Origin of the sequence: Rhodococcus sp. JS3073, from assembly GCF_026810085.1 — a bacterium.
In the GTDB taxonomy this organism is placed as follows: domain Bacteria; phylum Actinomycetota; class Actinomycetes; order Mycobacteriales; family Mycobacteriaceae; genus Rhodococcus_F; species Rhodococcus_F wratislaviensis.
The window spans coordinates 1249779-1270580 of record NZ_CP113951.1 but is presented as its reverse complement, the minus strand read 5'-3'; the positions used below and the strand labels follow the sequence as shown (position 1 = coordinate 1270580).

The window sequence follows — 20802 nt, the reverse complement described above, 5'->3', positions numbered from 1 at the left end:
CAGTTATCGAGTATTAACTCACTCGGCACGGGCGTCAAGACGAGAAGGCGGCAGGATGGCACTGAGCGGAACCACTGCACGGGAGGGCTACCGGGCAGAGCACACGAAACTGGTGGACGAGCTGAAGTCGAGGCTGGCCGTGGCCTCGCTCGGCGGCAGCGAGAAGTCGCGCGAGCGGCACGTCAGCCGAGGCAAGCTCCTGCCGCGCGATCGAGTGGACACCCTGCTCGACCCCGGAAGCCCGTTCCTCGAGATCTCCCCGCTCGCGGCGAACGGACTGTACGACGACGAAAGCCCCGGAGCGGGTGTCATCGCCGGCATCGGCCGGGTGTCCGGCCGGGAATGCGTGATCGTCGCCAACGACGCGACCGTCAAGGGCGGCACCTACTATCCGATGACGGTGAAGAAGCACCTGCGGGCGCAGGAGATCGCGCTGCAGAACCAGCTGCCCTGCATCTACCTCGTCGACTCCGGCGGCGCGTTCCTGCCAAGGCAGGACGAGGTGTTCCCGGACCGGGAGCACTTCGGCCGCATCTTCTACAACCAGGCCACGATGAGCGCGCAGGGCATCCCGCAGATCGCGGCGGTCCTCGGCTCCTGCACCGCTGGCGGCGCCTACGTGCCCGCGATGAGCGACGAGGCCGTCATCGTCCGCAACCAGGGCACCATCTTCCTGGGCGGCCCGCCGCTGGTGAAGGCAGCCACCGGTGAGGTCGTGACGGCGGAGGAACTCGGCGGCGGCGACCTGCACTCGAAGGTCTCCGGTGTCACCGACCACCTCGCGGAAGACGACCAGGACGCGCTGCGGATCGTGCGGAACATCGTCGCGACCCTCGGCCCGCGCGCCGAGCGTCCGTGGGACGTGATCAGCGCCGTCCCCGCGTCGGCGCCGCAGACCGACCTCTACGACGTGGTCCCCACCGACCCGCGCACCCCGTACGACGTCCACGAGGTCATCGACCGCATCGTGGATGGCGCCGAGTTCCAGGAGTTCAAGGCGGAGTACGGCAAGACCCTGGTCACCGGTTTCGCGCACATCGAGGGCCACCCGGTCGGCATCGTCGCCAACAACGGCGTGCTGTTCGCCGAGTCCGCGATGAAGGGCGCGCACTTCATCGAACTGTGCGACAAGCGCAAGATTCCGCTTCTGTTCCTGCAGAACATCGCCGGCTTCATGGTCGGTCGCGACTACGAGGCGGGCGGCATCGCCAAGCACGGCGCCAAGATGGTGACCGCGGTGGCGTGCGCCCGGGTCCCCAAGCTGACCGTCGTGATCGGCGGCTCCTACGGTGCGGGCAACTACTCGATGTGCGGGCGGGCGTACTCGCCGCGGTTCCTGTGGATGTGGCCGAACGCCCGGATCTCCGTGATGGGCGGCGAGCAGGCGGCGTCGGTGCTCTCGACGGTGCGCAGCGAGCAACTCGACAGTGCGGGCAACCCGTGGTCGGCCGAGGACGAAGAGGCGTTCAAGGCGCCGATCCGCGAGCAGTACGAGGCGCAGGGCAATCCGTACTACTCGACGGCCAGGCTGTGGGACGACGGCATCATCGACCCCGCCGATACCAGAACTGTTCTCGGACTGGCGCTCTCGGTGTGTGCGAACGCACCGGTCGAACCGGTCTCCTACGGCGTTTTCCGGATGTGAGTGGAATGACTGAAATGACTCGGATAGATACCGTTCTGGTAGCCAACCGCGGCGAGATCGCGGTGCGCGTGATCCGCACCCTGCGGGCCATGGGAATCCGGTCCGTCGCCGTGTTCAGCGAGGCGGATCGGGACGCGCGGCACGTCCGTGAGGCCGACACCGCGGTGCTGCTCGGTCCGGCCGCGGCGCGGGAGAGTTACCTCGTCATCGAGAAGGTGATCGCGGCGGCGCAGGCCACCGGCGCGCAGGCCATCCATCCCGGTTACGGGTTCCTGTCGGAGAACTCGAAGTTCGCCGGGGCCTGCGCGGACGCGGGGATCGCGTTCCTCGGCCCGTCCGCTCACGCCATCGAGGTGATGGGCGACAAGATCACCGCCAAGAACGCGGTGGCGAAGTTCGACGTGCCCGTCGTACCCGGCATCGCCCGTCCCGGACTGTCCGACGACGAACTGATCGCGGCCGCCGAGGACATCGGATACCCGGTCCTGGTCAAGCCGTCGGCAGGTGGCGGCGGCAAGGGCATGCGACTGGTGGAGGAGCCGGGCGCACTCGCCGAGGCACTGCGCAGCGCGCGCCGTGAGGCGGCGTCGGCGTTCGGCGACGACACGCTCTTCCTCGAGCGATTCGTGTTGCGGCCCCGGCACATCGAGGTGCAGATCCTCGCGGACGGGCACGGGAACGTCGTCCACCTCGGTGAGCGTGAATGCAGTCTGCAGCGTCGCCACCAGAAGGTCATCGAGGAAGCGCCGTCGCCGCTGCTGGACGAGGCGACACGCGCCCGGATCGGCGAGGCCGCCTGCAACACGGCACGCAGCGTCGACTACTCGGGAGCGGGAACGGTCGAGTTCATCGTCTCCGCCGACAAGCCCGACGAGTTCTTCTTCATGGAGATGAACACCCGGCTGCAGGTCGAGCACCCGGTCACCGAACTCGTGACGGGCCTGGACCTCGTCGAATGGCAGGTGCGAGTGGCCGCCGGTGAGCCTCTCGGCTTCACCCAGGACGACATCACCCTCACCGGTCACGCCATCGAAGCCCGCGTCTACGCCGAGGACCCGAGTCGCGGATTCCTCCCCACCGGCGGACTCGTGGCCGACGTGGTCGAACCCGCCGGCCCCGGTGTCCGCGTCGACTCCGGGCTGCAGCCCGGCACGGTCGTCGGCAGCGATTACGACCCGATGCTGGCGAAGGTCATCGCCCACGCCGACGACCGCGCCGGCGCGCTGCGGAAACTGGACCGGGCGCTGGCCGGCACCGGTGTGCTGGGAGTGGTCACCAACATCGAGTTCGCGCGCTTCCTGCTCGCCGATCCCGACGTGGTGGCCGGCAACCTCGACACCGGTCTGCTCGACCGACGGCTCGAGGACTTCGTCGCGGCGGAGGCCACCGATGCCGCCCTGATCGCCGCTGCTGCATTCCGCTGGTTGCAGCGCTGGCCCGAGCGGGCACAGGCCGATCCGTGGGACGTTCCCAGCGGCTGGCGGGTCGGGGTTCCCGCGCCCACCAGCATCCGGTTGTCCTCTGCCACCCGCACCGACCACGTGCGGATCACCGGCAGCCCGGCCGAGGCCACCGCACAGGTCGAGGACGGCGACACCCTGTCCCTGACCGCGGCGCTCGACGGCACCACCCTCTCCGTGGTGATCGACGGCAGGCGCGAAACCTACCGCGTCGCCCAGACCGACGGGCACATCTGGCTCGCCGGTTCCGACGGCACGACGATGCTGCGTGAGGTGCGTGAACTCAGTGTCCGCACCGGCGACGTCCACGCCGGCGAGGCCGAGATCACCAGCCCCATGCCCGGATCCGTCATCGCCGTCGGCGCCGAGGCAGGTGCCCACGTCACCGCAGGCCAGACACTCGTCGTGGTCGAGGCGATGAAGATGGAGCACTCGCTCACCGCCCCCGTCGACGGCGTCGTCGACATCCTCGTCGCACCCGGTGACCAGGTGATGGTCGACCAGCTGCTCGCACGAGTCACCCCGCACACCGACACCACCGACACGAAAGAAGACGCGTCATGACCGAATTCCTTGCCACCGGCCAGCTTCCCGACGAGTACCAGCAGTTGGCGAAGACCGTCGCCGACTTCGCCAAGAATGTGGTGGCACCGGTCGCGGCGGAACACGACGCCAACCACACGTTCCCGTACGAGGTGGTGTCGGGGATGGCCGACATGGGCCTGTTCGGTCTGCCGTTCCCCGAGGAGTACGGCGGAATGGGTGGCGACTACTTCGCCCTGTGCCTGGCGCTCGAAGAACTGGGCAAGGTCGACCAGAGTGTCGCGATCACCCTGGAAGCAGGCGTGTCGCTGGGCGCGATGCCGATCTACCGGTTCGGCAACGAGGAGCAGAAGCAGGAGTGGCTGCCGCAGCTGACGAGCGGCAAGAGCCTGGCCGCGTTCGGGCTCACCGAGCCGGGTGCCGGAAGCGATGCCGGCGGGACGAAGACCACCGCGAAGTTCGACAGCGGTGAATGGATCATCAACGGCAACAAGCAGTTCATCACCAACTCCGGCACCGACATCACCAAGCTCGTCACGGTCACCGCGGTGACCGGTACGAAGGACGGCAAGAAGGAGATCTCCACCATCCTCGTGCCGACGTCGACGCCGGGCTTCACCGCCGAGCCGGCGTACAACAAGGTCGGCTGGAACGCCTCCGACACCCACCCCCTCACGTTCTCGGACGTGCGCGTTCCCGAGGAGAATCTGCTCGGCGAGCGTGGCCGCGGGTACGCGAACTTCCTGCGGATCCTCGACGAGGGCCGCATCGCCATCGCCGCGCTCAGCGTCGGCGCCGCCCAGGGATGCGTCGACGAGTCGGTCAAGTACGCCAAGGAACGTGAGGCGTTCGGACGGCCCATCGGACACAACCAGGCCATCGCGTTCAAGATCGCCCGCATGGAGGCGCGCGCCCACACCGCCCGCACCGCGTACTACGACGCCGCCGCCCGGATGCTGTCCGGCAAGCCGTTCAAGAAGCAGGCCGCCATCGCCAAGCTCGTCGCCTCCGAGGCCGCGATGGACAACGCCCGGGACGCCACCCAGATCCACGGCGGCTACGGATTCATGAACGAGTACACCGTGGCCCGGCACTACCGTGACAGCAAGATCCTGGAGATCGGCGAGGGCACCACCGAGGTGCAGCTGATGCTGATCGCGCGGGAGGCCGGCCTGTGACCGCCACAACCGAACCGAAGCGAATCGTTCAGCGGGGCCTGTGGTTCGAGGAATTCGAACTGGGGGCGGTGTACGAGCACCGTCCCGGCCGGACCGTCACCGAGGCCGACAACGTCCTCTTCACGACGCAGACGATGAACACCCAGGCCCTGCACCTGGACGCCGCATACAGCGAGAACACCCAGTTCGGTGAGCGCCTCGTCAACTCGATGTTCACCCTCTCGACGCTGGTCGGGTTGTCGGTGGCACAACTGACGCAGGGGACCATCGTCGCGAACCTGGGGTTCTCGGAGATCAGCTTCCCGAAGCCGCTGTTCCACGGCGACACGCTCTACGCGGAGACGAAGATCGCGGACAAGCGCGAATCGAAGAGCAGGCCCGGCGAGGGCATCGTCACCCTCGAGCACACCGGCCGCAACCAGAACGGCGACGTGGTGGCGATCGCAGTCCGCAAGACCCTCGTCCAGAAGAAGCCGTCATGAGCTGGGAACTGCCCGGGCCCGCCTGGCTGTTCTGCCCGGCCGACCGGCCCGAACGGTATGCGAAAGCGGCGGCGGCAGCCGACGTCGTGATCCTCGACCTCGAGGACGGGGTGGCACCCGCGGACAAGGAAGCGGCGCGAGTCGCCCTGATCGACACCCCGTTGGATCCGGATCGCACGGTGGTGCGGGTCAATCCGGTCGGAACCGAGGACCACGAGCGCGACCTTCTGGCACTCGACGGCACCCGTTACACGAGGCTGATGCTTGCCAAGTGCGAGTCCGCCGGCCAGGTGCTGTCGCTGGCGCCGCGTGAGGTGATCGCCCTCGTCGAATCGCCGCTCGGTGCGCTCGCGGTGAGCGAGATCGCGCTGGCGGCGAGCACGATCGGCGTGATGTGGGGCGCCGAAGACCTCGTGGCGGCGATGGGCGGCAACTCCAGTCGCCGCGGGGACGGCAGCTACCGTGACGTCGCCACCCACGTGCGGTCGTCGACACTGCTGGCCGCCAAGGCGTACCAGCGGCTCGCCCTGGATTCCGTCTATCTCGACATCAAGGACCTCGACGGGCTGCGCGCCGAGGCAGTCGACGCCGTCGCCGTCGGATTCGACATCAAGGTCGGCATCCATCCCAGCCAGATCGCGGTGATCCGGAAGGCGTACGCACCGTCGGACGAGGACGTCGACTGGGCGACGCGGGTTCTCGCCGCCGTCGCCGACGAGCGAGGAGTCTTCGCGTTCGAGGGAAAGATGGTGGACGCGCCGGTTCTGCGTCACGCCGAGGCGATCCTGCGCCGCTCCCAGGTCGATTCGAAGGGGCCAAGCACGTCCGAGTCGCCGCGGTAGGCGGCGAAAGAGCGCGGAACGGCCGCGCGCTCGGGGAAGATGGTGCCCATGACTGCCGATCCGCAATGGGTGCCCACCGAATCCGACGTGCGCGACGCGGTCGTCACCGATTTCGCCCGGTTCGTCGCCCGGCGTCACAGCGTCCGAGTCGACGACTACCGAGCGCTGTGGCGCTGGTCGGTCGCCGACCCGGCGGCGTTCTGGCAGGACGTGTGGGACTACTTCCAGATCCGGTCCGCCACCGATCCCGGACCGGCCCTCGCGGACAACGCGATGCCGGGTGCCGTCTGGTTCCCCGGGGCGACCCTCAACTACGTCGACCACGTCTTCCGGAACGCCCGCCCCGGCACACCGGCGATCCTGTACGCAGGTGAGGGCGCCACCGACATCTCCGTCGGGTGGGACGAGTTGCGGTCCGCGGTGGCGGGCCTCGCCGCGACTCTCCGCGAGCACGGAGTCGGGGTCGGTGACCGGGTCGTCGGCTACCTCCCCAACATTCCCGAGGCCGTCGTCGCGTTCCTCGCCACGGCGTCGCTCGGCGCCGTGTGGGCCGCGTGCGGACAGGACTACTCCGCGCCGGCCGCGCTCGATCGACTGGGTCAATTGCAACCGAAAGCGCTGATCACCGCGGACGGCTACCGGTTCGGGGGCAAGGAACACGATCGGCTCGCGGCGGCGGCCGAGCTGCGCGGCGGATTGCCGTCGCTGGCCCTCACGGTAGTCGTGCCGCATCTCGATCCGGACGCCGTCGCCGACTGCACCCTCACCTGGGCGGAGGCCACCGGCCGGGACGACGCACTCGAGTCCGTCGCCGTCCCGTTCGACCACCCGTTGTGGGTGGTGTTCTCCTCGGGAACCACGGGCCTGCCGAAGGGCATCGTGCACGGTCACGGCGGCGTTCTCCTCGAGCACGTGAAGTCGCTCGCGCTCCAACTCGACGTCGGCCGCGACGACACCCTCTTCTGGTACACCAGTCCCAGTTGGATGATGTGGAACTTCCAGACGGCGGGACTGCTGGTGGGGGCCACCATCGTCTGTTACGACGGAAGCCCGTCCTTTCCTACGCCGGATGCGTTGTGGGCCTTGGTGTCACGTCTGGGCGTGACCGTGGCCGGCACCAGTCCCGGCTATGTTCTCGCGTGCGACAAGGCGGGGGTGGTCCCCGTGCGAGAGCACGACCTGAGCGCGCTCCGCGCGGTCGGGGTGACCGGGTCCACGCTGCCGGCGGCGTCGTCACTGTGGTTGTCCGAGAACGTCGGTCGCCGAGTTCCCGTCGTGTCGATCACCGGTGGGACCGACGTGGTGTCGGCGTTCGTCGGGGGAGCGCGGAGTGTGCCGGTCTGGCCGGGGGAGCTGTCCGCCCCGTGCCTGGGTGTCGCCGTCGACGCGTTCGACGAGTCGGGGCAGCCGGTGCGAGGGGAGGTCGGTGAACTGGTCGTGACGGCGCCGATGCCGTCCATGCCGGTGTCGTTCTGGAACGATCCCGACGGAAAGCGTTACCGTGAAGCGTATTTCGATGTGTTTCCCGGAGTGTGGCGGCACGGCGACTGGATCACGATCACCGATCGCGGGACCGTCCTGATGCACGGAAGATCTGATTCCACGTTGAACCGCAACGGAATTCGGATGGGTAGCGCCGACATCTACCAGGTGGTGGAGAAGCTTCCGGAGGTTGCCGAGGCGCTTGTCGTCGGTGTCGACCTGGCGGACGGCGGATACTGGATGCCGCTGTTCGTGGTCCTGTCGGAGGGGGCGGAACTCGACGACGCGCTGAAGCAGCGCATCCGCGGAGCGATACGTGAGCAGGCCTCTCCGCGGCACGTGCCCGACGACATCATCGAGGCGCCGGGGATTCCGCACACCCGGACCGGCAAGAAACTCGAGGTGCCTCTCAAGCGCATTTTCCAGGGTGCGGACGCGGGGCGCACGGTGGACCGCAGCGCCGTCGACGACCCCGCCCTGCTCGACTGGTTCGCGCGGCACGGACGCTGAGCGGCGCGTCTGTCGACGTCAGTGCCGTTGGGCGCCAACGGTTAGGTTAGTCTTACTTTGGTTACTCCCTGGTAGCGTCGTGGAGTTCGACGTTCCCATGTCGGCGAATGTGAGAAATCTCCCGTCGGCCTCCAATCGGCCGCGCCGCCGCGATCGCGACTAATCGGACATCGAGAGTGTCACGCCCCGGGAGGGCGTTCCAGATGTTGGGATGCGGCCTGGGGGTTGTCGGTTCACGTCCCTTCGCCGGGGACGCGTGTCTGCGTCCTCGTGGCAGGTCAGCGGGCAATCTTCCGGAGCCTGGGAGCTCACTTGAACGTCCAAGTTTTCGTTCGACGGGGATGCGCGATTGACCTGGTCGGTTATTCCCGATGTGCAACTGCGGGTGCTCGCCGTTTTGAGACCTGCGCGGGGCTTTGGTAGACACGGTGGTTGGCAAAAACTGCGGTCACGGGGGGCAGTGAGTGTTCAACGCCGCGGCCGATCAGCAGATCGGTTGCACCGTGCACGAATAACAGTCGGGAGGCGGAACATGAAACTGGATACGACAGTTGTACACCTAGCGAAATTCCGACTCTCGGTACGGTATCCGCATTCTGGTTGTACACAGTGCCCGGAATGTGGTTCGGCCTGTTGAATATGTGCGCGTCGAAGATCGAATTCAGGCCTGGTTCTGGAAGTATCGAGGGTTGGGTACGTCACACCGGCGCCGGTAACGGCAGTGGATCCGACACCGATGTAATTCCCGGCGCTACCGCAGAACCGTACGAACCGAAATTGTCACCACCGAGCGAGAGGAGGCCGAAGCAATGATCGCGACGATGTTTCGCTCCTCCACCAGCGCCGTAGACTCGGCTCTCGACTCGGGGGATGACGAGCACCGATTGGGTGGCCGCTTGTTGGATCGATGAGAGAACGGAGCCACGTATGAACCCGCTCACCGCAGATAGTTCGGGATGTAAGGGCCTTGGAGTGTTCAGCGTCGTAGGCAATCGGGTTTCGGACGATCGTCTGACATCGACTCCGAGTGTGGTGGAACTCTTCGATCAGCGCAGGGCGTCCCATGCCCGGCACGTCCCCGCTCCGCGAGATGCTTCGAACCGGCTAGGCCTGTTCATGTGATGGCGTTCATCGGAAGACCGGCCCACGACGCAGTCCGTGGGACCGAGAGCTACGAACCACCAAAGACACAGGCGGCAGTCGCCACGCGTTCGAGAACGGAGTAACCCTTGGGGTCGGGACAAGCAGCGGGTAGTAGCGGTGCTCCGGAAGGGGCGTTTCCGCTGTCGGCTGCGCAGCGAGGCATCTGGTTCGCGCAACACGCGATGGGCGACGTTCCTCTCACCATCGCCCAGTACATCGAGCTTCGCGGTGACATCGACCTCGACCTGCTGACCGAGGCCACGGTCCGTACCGGCCGGGAGTTCGGCTCCGGCTTCCTCCGCCTCGTCGAGATCGAGGGGATGCCCTACCAGTACGTCGACAAGTCCCTCGACGACGCCATCACCTACGTCGACCTCCGCGCCGAGGACGATTCCGTCGACGCCGCCGAGAAGTGGATGCGGGCCAACTACAGCGCGCCCGTCGACCTCCTCGAGGACCGCCTCGTCGTGGTCTACCTGCTGCACGTCGGGGAAAATCACTACTTCTGGTTCTGCCGCATCCATCACATCGCGCTCGACGGTTTCGGCGCGATGGCGCTGATCGCACGCATCGCCGAGATCTACACCGCGCTGGTCGAGGGCACCGAGCCGCCCGCGTGCCGCGCCGAGGACCTGGTCCGGATCGTCGAGGACGAGCAGCGGTACCGGAACTCCGAGCGGTTCGCGAAGGATCGCGAATACTGGGCCGAACGCACCGCGCACCTGCCCGAGGCCCCGAGCCTGGCCGGTCGTGCGGCCATGGTGGGCAAGTTCGCGCGGCTTTCCTCCGAGGCCCTGCCCGAGTCCACCGCCACCCTTCTCGACGAGGCTCTCGGCGGCAGCAACGCCAGTTCCGCGCCCATCGTGGTGGCCGCATTCGCCGCGTACCTGGCCCACATGACCGACCGGACGGACGTCGTCCTCAGCCTCCCGGTCTCGGCGCGCACCACCGCCACGTTGCGCCGCTCCGGCGGAATGGTGTCGAACATCGTTCCGCTCCGACTGCAGATCACCCCGGAGATGACCGTCCCCGAACTGGTCAAGAGCGTCCAGATCGAGCTGACCGGTGCCCTGCGTCGCCAGCGGTACCGGCACGAGGACATCCGCCGGGACGCCGGAGCGCCCCAGGGCCAGCGTGGCTTCTTCGGTCCGTCGATCAACATCATGATGTTCCACAGCGAGATCAAGCTGGGGACGGTCACCGGACACCAGAACGTTCTCACCACCGGACCGGTCGAAGATCTCTCGCTGAACATCTACCAGGGTGTGGCGGGCAGCAAGATCCACATCGACTTCGAGGCCAATCCCAACCTGTACTCGGCGGACGAGCTGGACCGTCACCACAGCCGCTTCTTCGACTTCTTCGAGCGCTTCCTCGGCGCCGGCGACGACGCGTCGGTGTCGGACCTCGCCGCGATGAGCGACGAGGAACGCGGACAGGTCGTGACCGGGTGGAACGGCGGCGTCGTGTCACCGCCGACGGGGACCGTCGTCGACCTGTTCGACGCCCAGGTCGGGCGCACGCCCGACGCGACGGCACTCGTCTTCGACGGCGAGAAGCTCACGTACGCCGAGTTCGACGCGCGGGTGAACCGTCTCGCCCGGACGCTGATCGGCAGGGGAGTGGGTCCCGAGGCGAAGGTCGCGCTCGCGATCCGCCGCTCGCTCGACTCCATGGTTGCGATGTACGCCGTCGTCAAGGCGGGCGGCGCGTACGTGCCCCTCGACCCCGACCACCCCGCCGAGCGCACGGCGTACGTGCTCGAGAGCGCCCGCCCGCTGTGCATCCTCACGGTCGCGCGGGACGGCCTCGTCTTCCCTGCCGATCAGGACGTCCTGGAGATCGACGCCCTCGATCTGAGCGGCGTGCCGGCGGACCCGATCCGCGACGACGAGAGGGCCGCGGACCTGCGGCCGGCGAACCCGGCCTACGTCATCTACACGTCCGGGTCCACCGGACGTCCGAAGGGCGTGGCCGTGAGCCACGCTTCCGTCCTCAACCAGGTCACGTGGATCGCGGCGCGCTACGGGCTCGGCGCGGACGATGTCGTGCTGCAGAAGACGCCGACGACGTTCGACGTGTCGGTGTGGGAACTGTTCGCCGCACTCGCCTCCGGGTCGCGTCTGGTGATCGCCGCGCCCGAGGGGCATCGCGATCCCGCCTACCTCGCCGACGTGATCGCACGCGAGAAGGCCACGGCGACGTCGTTCGTCCCGTCGATGCTGTCGGTGTTCGTCGCCGAGGCCGACCGCGAGCAGCTCGCCAGCCTGCGCGTCGTTCTCGTTGCGGGAGAGGCATTTCCGCCCGCAGTCGCCGCAGCGTTCCGCGTGAAGTCGGACGCCGGGTTGCACAACCTGTACGGCCCCACCGAGTTCACCGTGCACGCCACCGCAGGCGAAGTGGATCGGGAGACCCACCACACGATCCCGATCGGCACCCCGGTGTGGAACACCGAGGCGTACGTGCTCGACGGCCACCTCCGGCCCGCTCCCATCGGATCCGCGGGAGAGCTCTATCTCGCGGGCGCTCAGGTCGCGCGCGGCTACGAGGGCCGGCCGGAGCTCACGGCGGAACGCTTCGTGGCCAATCCATTCGGTGCCGCGGGAACCCGCCTGTACCGTACCGGCGACCTCGTCAAGTGGCGCGTCGACGGCAGCATCGAGTACCTCGGTCGCACCGACTTCCAGGTGAAGGTGCGCGGCCTGCGCATCGAACTGGGCGAGATCGAGGCCGCGATGTCCTCGTATCCCCATGTGGCGCAGTCCGTTGCGGTCGTCCACGACAGCTCCCTGGGGCAGCGGCTCGTCGGTTACGTCGTCCCCGAAACCGATTCGGCGGTGGACGTCGAGGATCTCACGGTCCACGTCGGCCGCGCGGTGCCCTCGTACATGGTTCCCGACGCCGTCATGGTGATCGCCGAGATGCCGGTCGGCGCGAGCGGCAAGCTCGACCGGAAAGCCCTGCCCGAACCCACGTTCGCGGCGGAATCCAGTGAGTACGTGGCCCCTCGCAGCACCATGGAGGAGTCGATCGCAGGACTGTTCGCCGAGGTTCTCGGCCTGCCGCGGGTCAGTGTCGGCGACTCGTTCTTCGCGCTCGGTGGCGACAGCATCGTCTCGATCCAGCTGGTGTCCCGCGCGAAGGAAGCCGGTGTCCTGTTCACGGCCCGCGACGTCTTCGAGCGCAAGACCGTGGCCTCGCTCGCCGAGGTCGCGAAGTCGGCATCCGACTCGGCGACGGTGCACGTCCTCGAGGAGCTGCCGGGCGCCGGTATCGGCATGATGCCGCTGACACCCGTCGTGCACTGGATGACGGAGCTGGGCGGCGACTTCCACCGCTTCTCCCAGTCCATTCTCCTGGCCCTGCCGCCGAAGGTGGAGCGCGACCGCCTGGTGCGCACGCTGACGGCCGTCGTCGATCGCCACGACGCTCTGCGTTCGTCGTTGCGCCGCACCGACTCTCCGGCCGGATGGTCGCTGGAGGTCGCACCGATCGGCTCCGTCGACGTCGACCGGCTCGTCGACCGCGTCGAGTTCAGCGAGGGACCCGGCACCGACTCGTTCGAGGCGCTGGCCGCGCACGCCCTCGAGCGCACAGTGGACACGTTGGACCCGGCGACCGGCAGCGTGGTGCGTTTCGTCTGGTTCGCGCCCGCAGAGGACTCCGCAGATCTCGCACCGCGGGACGGCGAGGACGGCGACAGCGGAGAGGTCGAGCGCACCCCGCAGTCGGGACGACTGCTCGTCGTGATCCACCACCTCGCCGTGGACGGTGTGTCCTGGCGAGTGCTGGTGCCCGACTTCGCATCCGCGTGGGCGCAGATCGCCGCCGGGGCAGACCCGCTGCTCCCGGCGGTCGGCACCTCTGTGCGCCGCTGGGCGCACGGACTCGCAGACAACGCCCGGAGTGCCCGCCGCGTCGCCGAACTCGACTACTGGCGCACCACCCTCGACGGTGAGGACCCGCTGATCGGTTCGCGGGCCCTCGACGGCCGCGACACGGTCTCGACCACCGGCCGGGTCCGGCTGGAGGTCCCGGCCGACGTCACCGACGGTCTGCTGACCGACGTGCCCCGCGCCTTCCACGGCGGCGTCAACGACGGTCTCCTCACCGCCCTCGCCCTCGCCGTCGCGGCGTGGCGCGCCGAACGCGGCGTCACCGAGTCCTCGACCCTCGTGCACCTCGAAGGTCACGGCCGCGAGGAGACGGTGCTGCCCGGCGCCGATCTCGCCCGTACCGTCGGCTGGTTCACCAGCATGTTCCCGGTCCGGTTGTCGGCGCCCGGCGTCGACGTGCGCGATGCCCTCGCCGGTGGTGCGGCCGCAGGTCAGGCCGTCAAGTCGGTGAAGGAACAGCTCGCACGGGTACCCGAGCACGGCATCGGCTACGGAATGCTCCGATACCTCAACGCCGAGACCCGCGCGGTTCTCGCGGCGTTGCCGAGCCCGCAGATCAGTTTCAACTATCTCGGTCGCGTGTCGGTCGGCGAGATCCCCGACGCGTTCCGGGCTGCGGGCTGGGTGCCCGACACCGACACGATGGAGCTGACCGGTACCCGCAACAGCGAGATGCCGGTGCACTTCGCCCTCGACATCAACGCGATGATCGTGGATGTCGAAGGAGAACAGCGACTTTCGGCCACCGTCGACTTTCCCCACGGCGTTCTCACCGACTCCGAGGTCGGCGAGCTCACCGGTCTGTGGACGCGTGCGCTCGAAGGTCTCGTCGAGCACACGAAGCGGCCCGGGGCCGGTGGCCGGACGCCGTCGGACCTCGACCTCGTGTCCCTGAGTCAGAGCCGGATCGACACGCTCGAGAGCGACTATCCGGCGCTCGCCGACGTCTGGTCGCTGGCCCCGCTGCAGGTGGGCTTGCTGTTCCACGCGTCGCTGGCCGATACCGCCACCGACGTGTACACCACCCAGCTCGTCATGGATCTGGGCGGATCCGTGGACACCGGCCGTCTCCGCCGTGCCGCGGAGTCGCTCGTCGCGAGGCACCCCAACCTGCGCTCCGCGTTCGTCGCGGGCGACGACGGCACCGGCATGCAGGTGGTCGTCGACCGGGTGGAGGTGCCGTGGACGCAGGTCGACCTCTCGGCCGCGTCCGAGTCCGACCGTGAGGCGGAACTCGATGCGCTGATGCTCGCGAACCGGACCGACCGGTTCGACATGACCGCACCGCCTCTCGTGCGATTCCTGCTGGTCGAGACGGGCGAGGACCGCTACCGGTTCGCCGTCACCAACCACCACATCCTCCTCGACGGCTGGTCTCTGCCGATCCTCATCCAGGATCTGCTGACCCTGTACGCGGTGGACGGCGACGCGCTGGCACTGCCGCAGCCGCGTCCGTACCGCAGCTACCTCGAGTGGCTGTCCGCGCAGGACCCGCAGGTGCCCGTGGCCGCATGGACGAAGGCCCTGGGCGGTATCGAGGAGCCCACCCTCCTCGCACCCGCGCACGCGGAGACCGCCCCGACGCTCACCCCCGGTGAGCTCGTGATCGATCTGCCGGACGACCTGCTCGCCGACATGACCGCGCGCTCGCGCGAACTCGGCGTCACCATGAACACTCTCGTCCAGGCTGCGTGGGGAATCGTGCTGGGCAGGCTGACCGGGCGGGACGACGTGGTGTTCGGCACCACCGTCTCGGGCCGTCCGCCGCAGGTGCCGGGCATCGAGTCCATGCTCGGGCTCTTCATCAACACCCTGCCGGTGCGGGTCCGCGTCCGGTCCGGCGACGCCGTCCGCACCCTGCTCGACCGCATCCAGCACGAGCAGACCGAGTTGCTCGATCACCATCACGTCGGGCTCACCGACATCCAGCAGGGACTCGGCCTCGGCGCGCTGTTCGACACGCTGATGGTCTACGAGTCCTACCCGCTCGACCGTGAGGCTCTCACGAAGAGCAGCGACATCGAGGGCCTCCGCGTTCTCGACGTGACATCCAACGACGCCACGCACTACCCGCTGGCGATCGTCGCGATGACCGACCCGCGGCTGCACCTGACGGCCAAGTTCCTTCCCGAGATCTTCGAGGCCGCCGAGGTCGAGGAGATCATGGTGCGGGTCGTCCGCGTGCTCGGCGCGCTGTCCGGGGACGTCGACACACTCGTCGCGGACATCGACATCCTCGCCCCCGGCGAGCGGGCCTCCCTGCTGGCGGCGCACGGCACCGACGCCGCCGCACCGCTGTCGCTGCCGGAGATCCTCGCCGCGACCGCGGCGGAGAACGGCGAGCGCATCGCTCTCGTCGCGGACGGCGAATCGCTCACCTACGCGGAACTCGACGCGCGCTCGAACCGGCTCGCCCGCGTGCTCGTCGACCGCGGTGTGGGACCGGAAACGTCTGTGGCGCTCGGGATGACGCGTTCGCTGCACTCGGTGATCGCAACGTGGGCGGTGGCCAAGGCCGGCGGCGCCTTCGTGCCCGTCGACCCCCGCTACCCGTCCGAGCGCATTGCACACATGGTTGCCGACTCCGGCGCGATCCTCGGCCTGACCGTGGCCGCCCAGCGGGACACCCTTCCCTCGGACGTCGAATGGCTCGCCCTGGACTCGTCCGAATGCGACGCGCTCTGCACCCCGAAGTCGGCGGCGCCGGTCACGGATTCCGAGCGGACCGCGTCGGTACAGCTCGAGCACCCGGCGTACATGATCTACACGTCCGGCACCACCGGCCTGCCCAAGGGCGTCGTCGTCACCCACACCGGTCTGGCCAACTTCTCCGCCGAGCAGCGCACCCACTACGGGGTGAGCCCGTCGGCGCGGACCCTGCACTTCGCGTCCCCGAGCTTCGACGCGTCCGTCCTCGAACTGCTGCTCGCCTTCGGCTGCGGCGCGACGATGGTCGTTGCCCCGGCAGACCTGTACGGCGGTGAGGAACTCCGAAACTTCCTCGCGGACAACGAGGTCACCCACGCCTTCGTCACTCCCGCCGCGCTCGCGTCGGTGGAGCCGGCCGGACTCGACCGGCTCGAGGTCGTCGTCGTCGGCGGCGAGGCGTGCCCGCCGGAACTGGTGGAACGCTGGGCGCCGGGTCGTCGGATGTACAACGGGTACGGGCCCACCGAGGCCACCGTCATGAGCAACGTCAGCAACCAGCTGGTGCCCGGGAGCCGGATCGAGATCGGCGGTCCCGTCTGCGGGGTCACCGTCTACGTTCTCGACGAACTGCTGCGCCCGGTACCCGTCGGCGTGGCGGGAGAGTTGTACATCGCAGGCCCCGGTCTCGCACGCGGCTACCACGACCGTCTCGGCCTCACCGCCGAACGATTCGTGGCGAACCCGTTCGGCGAGAACGGCAGCCGGATGTACCGCACGGGCGACATCGTCCGATTCGTCGTCGACCACGGGCACCGCGCCGGTTACGGCGTCGAGTACGTGGGCCGCAGCGACTTCCAGGTGAAGGTCCGCGGTTTCCGGATCGAACTCGGCGAGATCGACGCCGCGCTGGCCAAGCACCCGGATCTCGAATTCGCGGCCACCCTCGGCACGTCGATGCCGTCGGGTTCCACCGCCCTCGTGTCGTATGTCCTGCCGACCGCGGGCGCCGCGGTGGACGTCGCCGAGGTGACCCACTTCGTCGGCGACACGCTTCCGGCGCACATGGTGCCGAGCGCGGTCGTCGTCCTCGACGAGATCCCGCTCACCACCGCAGGCAAGCTCGACCGGAGGGCTCTGCCCGAGCCCGACTTCGCCGCCCTGCAGGCCGAGATGGTCGAGCCGCGCACGCCCACCGAGGAGCTGGTCGCCGGTGTCCTCGCCGACGTACTCGGGCTCGCGAAGATCAGCGTCGCCGAGTCGTTCTTCGACCTCGGCGGCAACTCGCTGGTGGCGACGAAGGCGATCGCCCGGCTCAACGCCGCCGCAGGCACCCGTCTGGGTGTGCGCGAGTTGTTCGAGGCGCCGACCGTGGAGCGGCTCGCGGTCAAGGTTGCCGAGCAGGCAGGCACCGGCTCCGGCCGGCCGGTCCTCCTGGCGCGGCCGCGCCCCGAGCGCGTTCCGCTGTCGATGGCTCAGCAGAGCATGTGGCTGATGAACCGGTTCGACACGGCGTCCTCGGCGTACAACATCCCGCTCGCCGTGCGACTGTCCGGTTCGCTCGACATCGACGCGATGTCGTCGGCCGTGTCGGATGTGCTCGCGCGGCACGAGTCTCTGCGGACCGTGTTCCCCGACTCCGGCGACGGCCCGTACCAGCAGGTCGTCGACACCGAGCAGGTTCCCGTCGACCTGACGCCCGTCCCGGTGACCGAAGCCGAACTCCACACGGCCCTCACCGAATTCGCCACCGAGGGATTCGACGTCACGGTCGCGCCCCCGCTGCGTATCCGGCTGTTCGCGACGAGCGAGAGCGAGTTCCTGCTCGTCCTCGTCGTGCACCACATCTGCGCCGACGGCGCGTCGATGTCGCCGCTCGCGCGGGACGTCATGGTCGCGTACAGCGCGCGCACCGCCGGTGCGGCTCCGCTGTGGCAGCCGCTGCCGGTGCAGTACCCCGACTTCGCGCTGTGGCAGCGCGAGGTCCTCGGTGACCCCGCCGACACCCAGTCGCTCGCGGGCAAGCAGATCGCGCACTGGGCCGACACCCTCGCCGGGGCACCCGAGCTCATCGACCTTCCGCTGGACCACGCACGCCCGGCCAGGCAGTCGATGCGGGGCGATTCGATCGACTTCGCGATCACCCCCGAGCTGCGGCGCGGCCTCGAAGCGGTCGGCAAGGAACGCGGCGCCTCGCTCTTCATGGTGACGCACGCGGCATTGACGACGCTGCTGTCGCGGCTGAGCACCAGCGACGACATCACCGTCGGCACCCCGCTCGCCGCCCGCAGCGATCAGGCGCTCGACGACCTGGTGGGCATGTTCGTCAACACCCTGGTCCTGCGCACCCACGTGCGGCCGGGGGATTCGTTCGCCGAACTCGTCGAACGGGTCCGCGAAGGCGACCTGGCGGCGTTCGGCAATTCCGACGTGCCGTTCGAGAAGATCGTGGAAGCACTGCGGATCCGGCGCTCGGCGGCGTACTCGCCGCTGTTCCAGGTGATGCTGTCGTTCCAGAACAACCGGATGGACGCGCTCGAACTGCCCGGTCTGACCGTGCGCGTGATCGAGGACATGGCGCAGGGCGCCAAGTACGACCTCACGTTGACGATCACCGAGAAAGCCGACGAGTCGGGTGAACCGGCAGGCCTCGGCGGCAGGTTCACGTTCGCCACCGACCTGTTCGAGCGGAGCACCGCGGAACGGATCTCCGAGCGGTTCGTGCGGATCCTCGAGGCCGTCGTCACCGATCCCGGTGTCGCTGTAGGCGACATCGACATTCTCACCGAACACGAGAGAGCAAAGTTGAGCCAAGCCCGACCTGCCCGCACGATGACAGTTCGCGAGCTGCCGCAGCTTCTCGCTGCAGCGGTCGAGGTCGATCCCGACGCCGTCGCCGTCGCCCACGACGGCATGCAGGTGACGTACCGCGAGTTCGACGAGCGGCTCCGCTTGATGTCCGCGCCGCTGTCGGAGCGCGGGATGGGTCCGGACGCGATCGTCTCCGTCGTGCTGTCCGGTCTGGTTCCCACGATCATGATGGTCCCGCCGTCCGAGGACGGGAAGGACGGCTTCGGCACGATCCTCGACCAGGTCATCGCGGACGCGCACGCCCTCGTCGGTGACATCGAGATCGCCGCGCCCGCACCGGAAATCGTTGCGACGCCGGAGGCGGAGGTCGCCGAAACGTCGGGATGGCCGCTCGAACTCTTCGTCACGCGCTGGCAGGAGTGGGTCGAGCGCGACCCGGAGGCCCGCGCCGTCGTGGCGGGCGGCGTCGAGACCAGCCGCGGCGAACTGAACCGCCGGGCCAACCAGCTCGCACGCGAACTGCTGTCCCGTGGTGTCCGCCCCGACGACGTCGTCGCACTCCTCACCCCCCGTTCGGTCGAATGGGTGATCGGGATGCTCGCCACCTGGAAGGTCGGCGCCGCGTACTCCCCGTTCGACCAGAAGTGGGGAATGGAGCGGATCACGGGCCTCGTCGAGGACAGCGGCACGCGGACCGTGGTGGCCACCCGGTCCTGGAGCGGGCTCACCGAGGCACCCACCGGGAACGCGGCCCTCGACGACCCGATCGTGCTCGACGACCCCGAGACGGTGCGCCACCTCGAATCGCTGGACGACACCGACTTCCCGCACGACCCGTGGTCGGACGAGCACGCCGGCAAGCGCCTGGGGCACGTCATCTCGACGTCGGGCTCGACCGGGCGGCCCAAGCCCACGATGGTGCCGATGCTGGGCCTGTCCAACAACTATCAGTCGTACCAGTGCGACCTCCGGGTGAAGGACGGCACCGGACTGCTGATCGCAAACTCCCCGCTGTTCGACCAGACCCAGAAGAACATCTGGGTGGGTCTCGCGTACGGCGGTGTGCTCCACCTCGCCGACGACGGCTTCGATCCGGGACCGATTCTCCGCATGATCGGCACGGGCGAAGTCCAGATCACGAACCTGGCACCCAGTGCGTTCGAGGTCCTCACCGAACTCGATACCGACGGCGTCCTGCCCAATCTGAAGGTCGTCCTCCTCGGCGGTGAGATGCTGCGGCCGGCCGCCTGCACGGCACTGATCGGCACCGATTCGCGTCTCCTCAACAACTACGGTCCGACCGAGGCATCGGTCACCTGCTCCTCGTACGAACTGGACCTCTCCACCGCGGACGCCGAGTCGTGGCCGGTCCCGTTCGGCGCCGCGTTCCGCGGTGTCCGGTACCACGTGCTCGACGGCCGGATGCGCCCCGTGCCGCCGGGAGTGACCGGCGACCTCTACATCGGCGGCCAGGTCCTGGCCCGTGGATACGGCAACATGTTCGGCACCACCGCGTCACGATTCGTGGCGAACCCGTTCGAGGGGCCCGGCGCCCGCATGTACCGGACCGGTGACCTCGTCCGCGAGCGTGCCGACGGCGGACTCGTGTTCGTGGGACGCAGCGACTTCCAGGTGAAGATCCGCGGTCTCCGGATCGAACTCGGAGAGATCGAATCCGCACTCAACGCGACCGACGCGGTGCAGAAGTCGGTGGTGGTCGTCCACGACAGCGAGCAGGGCCCCCGGCTCGTCGCATACGTCACCGCAACCGCAGGCGCCGAACTCGACGTCGATGCGACGCTCGACGCACTGCGGCACGTGCTGCCGTCGCACATGATCCCGGACACGGTGATGGTGCTCGACGAGATGCCGCTCAACGCGAATCTCAAAGTCGACCGCAAGGCCCTCCCGGACCCGGTCTTCGCCACGAGCACGGTCGAGTTCGTCGCACCGCGCACCCCGCTCGAGGAGGTCGTCGCCGGCATCTTCGGTGACGTGATCTCCGCGACGCGGGTGAGTGTCGACGAGTCGTTCTTCGACCTGGGCGGCAACTCGCTCAGCGCCACCCGCGTCGCTGCCCGCGTCACGTCCGCGACCGGCACCGAGGTCGGGATCCGTGATCTGTTCGACGCCCCGACCGTTGCCACCCTCGCGAAGCTCGTCG

7 protein-coding genes (1 of these 7 cut by a window edge) are annotated in these 20802 nt (G+C 68.5%); all 7 read left to right on the top strand.

The annotated features are described in order from the left end of the window. Nucleotides 1-55 precede the first annotated feature (55 nt). Nucleotides 56-1645, top strand: a complete 1590-nt coding sequence (locus tag OYT95_RS06065; RefSeq protein WP_037244611.1) for a carboxyl transferase domain-containing protein — start codon at nucleotides 56-58, stop codon at nucleotides 1643-1645. 14 nt (nucleotides 1646-1659) lie between these two features. After that, nucleotides 1660-3669, top strand: coding sequence for an acetyl/propionyl/methylcrotonyl-CoA carboxylase subunit alpha (locus OYT95_RS06060; protein ID WP_037244615.1), 2010 nt, complete (start codon nucleotides 1660-1662; stop codon nucleotides 3667-3669). Continuing rightward, on the top strand, nucleotides 3666-4826 hold the full coding sequence (locus tag OYT95_RS06055) for an acyl-CoA dehydrogenase family protein (RefSeq protein ID WP_005253824.1): 1161 nt from the start codon (nucleotides 3666-3668) through the stop codon (nucleotides 4824-4826). The genes OYT95_RS06060 and OYT95_RS06055 overlap by 4 nt, the downstream gene beginning before the upstream one ends. Next, nucleotides 4823-5308, top strand: coding sequence for a MaoC family dehydratase (locus OYT95_RS06050; protein ID WP_005239560.1), 486 nt, complete (start codon nucleotides 4823-4825; stop codon nucleotides 5306-5308). The genes OYT95_RS06055 and OYT95_RS06050 overlap by 4 nt, the downstream gene beginning before the upstream one ends. After that, on the top strand, nucleotides 5305-6150 hold the full coding sequence (locus tag OYT95_RS06045; RefSeq protein WP_037244618.1) for an HpcH/HpaI aldolase/citrate lyase family protein: 846 nt from the start codon (nucleotides 5305-5307) through the stop codon (nucleotides 6148-6150). Before OYT95_RS06050 ends, OYT95_RS06045 begins: the two co-directional genes overlap by 4 nt. Before the next feature lie 48 nt (nucleotides 6151-6198). Further along, a complete protein-coding gene (locus OYT95_RS06040; RefSeq protein ID WP_268790982.1) occupies nucleotides 6199-8142 on the top strand; it encodes an acetoacetate--CoA ligase in 1944 nt (647 codons plus the stop codon). A gap of 1325 nt (nucleotides 8143-9467) precedes the next feature. Then, nucleotides 9468-20802, top strand: the 5' portion of a protein-coding gene (locus tag OYT95_RS06035; RefSeq protein WP_328286556.1) for a non-ribosomal peptide synthase/polyketide synthase. 22391 nt of this gene lie beyond the right edge of the window; the window shows 11335 of its 33726 coding nt (coding positions 1-11335); it begins with the start codon at nucleotides 9468-9470; its stop codon lies beyond the right edge, outside the window.

Coding starts and splice junctions, on each gene's coding strand:
- OYT95_RS06065 (WP_037244611.1), top strand. CDS start 56: ATGGCACTGAGCGGAACCACTGCACGGGAGGGCTACCGGGCAGAGCAC.
- OYT95_RS06060 (WP_037244615.1), top strand. CDS start 1,660: ATGACTCGGATAGATACCGTTCTGGTAGCCAACCGCGGCGAGATCGCG.
- OYT95_RS06055 (WP_005253824.1), top strand. CDS start 3,666: ATGACCGAATTCCTTGCCACCGGCCAGCTTCCCGACGAGTACCAGCAG.
- OYT95_RS06045 (WP_037244618.1), top strand. CDS start 5,305: ATGAGCTGGGAACTGCCCGGGCCCGCCTGGCTGTTCTGCCCGGCCGAC.
- OYT95_RS06040 (WP_268790982.1), top strand. CDS start 6,199: ATGACTGCCGATCCGCAATGGGTGCCCACCGAATCCGACGTGCGCGAC.